This is a genomic window from Oleiphilus sp. HI0128, assembly GCF_001635365.1.
On record NZ_LWGG01000881.1, the window covers coordinates 1 to 1,755 of the forward strand.

The window sequence follows — 1,755 nt, forward strand, 5'->3', positions numbered from 1 at the left end:
ATACATTCATAGAATTGGACGAACAGGCCGAGCAGGTGCCATTGGCGAAGCGATCTCATTTGTCTCAATGGGAGATTTTAAGAATCTTTGTGCAATAGAGAGCCGGCTAGGTCATATTATTGAGCGAAAAGAAATTGAAGGCTTCCCTGTGAGAAAAGTCGTGCCCGTATCTATTTTAAATTACGTACCGAAGAATAAGCGACCAGCGAATAAAAAGACTGAGCAGAAAAAACAGGACTCCCCAAAAAAGAAGATTAACCGCAATAAGCCCAATACAACGAGCACCAGCGCTAAGCGCCCTGCAAAGACCACAAATAAAACCATATGGGGTGATAGATAGTGCGCTATAGCCATTTGCCCTATAGCGCACTCGACTAAGCACAAAGGGTTCTTGGCCTAACACCTTTCGCAGCGTTACAATGATGATTCACTCGCTTTTATGGAGGTGCTTGTTATGTCTATTGCTCCTAGAATCGAAGCTCACTTGTCGCGCGTTGGCGTGCACTACGACCTCATTCAACACCCTGAATCTCATACCAGTTTAGCTAGTGCCAGACTTGCTAACGTGCCAGCCAAACAAATGGCAAAAGCCGTTATCACCCACGATGGCGATAACTACCGACTCTGTGTCATACCTGCAACACATCAGCTTGTTCCTGATCTGCTCAACCAGCATATGGGCAAGGCCTCGCATTATCGCTTGGTCGATGAGTGTGAACTCAAAAGCTTATTTGATGATTGCGAAGAAGGTGCGGTTCCTGCACTAGGCCAAGTCTATGGCTTACCAGTAGTTTGGGATAAAAGCTTGGAAGAGATGCCTAGTATTTACTTTGAAAGTGGCGACCACCATAACCTGATTCATGTTAACCATGGCGCATTTATGCAGCTCATGGGGCTTCAGGAAAATGATGTGATTAGTTGCCCGACAGAGTTTTATGAGGCGAGAACGCAGTTAATACACTAGTTTGTAGGCAGAGTGTTCCGACCCTCGCTGATCAACCCTGTGCTAGCCGGCCTGCGAGCCGTGGAAGGCTCTGTAAACACATTGAACCACCGAGAACACAGAGCGCTTCGCTGCACAGAGTAAAGATCAACCTTAATAACTCTTATATGTCTTCTCGGTGGAGGCCCTATGCCGCTCGGTGTTCTCGGTGGTGAATAGTCTTTAATGTTTTGACCTTTGAGGAGGCAGAGGGTTGCATCCCTTATCTGGACTCCCCGTGCTAGCCCGCATGCGAGCCACGAAAGGCTCTGCATACAGAAACACGGGGACTGACTCTAAATGCTACTTCTTAGATTTAGCTTCTTTCAATGCCCATGCGCCAACTGCTAGCATTGCCATCACGGCCAAAGAAACTTCCATTAAGCCCATATGGCTCTCGCCCACGTGCGCCTGCCCTGATGCATGCATACCTTCGTGAGCGAGTGAGGCAAGGCTCACCATCATCATGGCGATTAAGGCACTTGCTTGTGTCATTAAGGTTTTCAATTTCATTGTGTTCTCCTAAGTTAGTCTAATTCTATTCTAAGTCGTCAAGCACTCAAACCACGGCTTTTGCAGGTGGAATTTCTTTGGCCTCAAGCATGCCTTCGCTAATAATGAAATCAATAATTTTGTCTAGACCTTCAGCTTTCTTAAGGTTTGAGAAAACAAAAGGACGTTCACCGCGCATCTTCTTTGAGTCCTGATCCATTACGTCTAGCGAAGCACCAACAAGTGGAGCCAAGTCTATTTTATTGATAATCAACAGATCG

2 protein-coding genes and 2 pseudogenes are annotated in these 1,755 nt (G+C 46.4%); 2 read left to right on the top strand and 2 right to left on the bottom strand.

Going from position 1 to position 1,755, the window contains the following annotated elements; all coding sequences use genetic code 11:
- Together A3763_RS29635 and A3763_RS14075 are read left to right on the top strand one after the other, a co-directional pair.
- Positions 1 to 340 (top strand): annotated as a pseudogene (locus tag A3763_RS29635) (ATP-dependent helicase); the annotation flags it as partial.
- Between the two features lie 114 nt (positions 341 to 454).
- Entirely contained in the window at positions 455 to 964 is a 510-nt protein-coding gene (locus A3763_RS14075) for an aminoacyl-tRNA deacylase (RefSeq protein ID WP_068512992.1), read from the top strand.
- 321 nt (positions 965 to 1,285) lie between these two features.
- On the opposite strand, the gene A3763_RS14080 is transcribed toward A3763_RS14075, so the two are convergent.
- Both A3763_RS14080 and A3763_RS28685 read right to left on the bottom strand, forming a co-directional pair.
- The gene (locus A3763_RS14080; RefSeq protein WP_068509676.1) at positions 1,286 to 1,495 is read right to left on the bottom strand and encodes a hypothetical protein; all 210 of its coding nucleotides are present in this window, start codon (positions 1,493 to 1,495) and stop codon (positions 1,286 to 1,288) included.
- A 46-nt stretch (positions 1,496 to 1,541) separates the two neighbouring features.
- Positions 1,542 to 1,755: pseudogene (locus A3763_RS28685) on the bottom strand (urease accessory protein UreG); the annotation flags it as partial.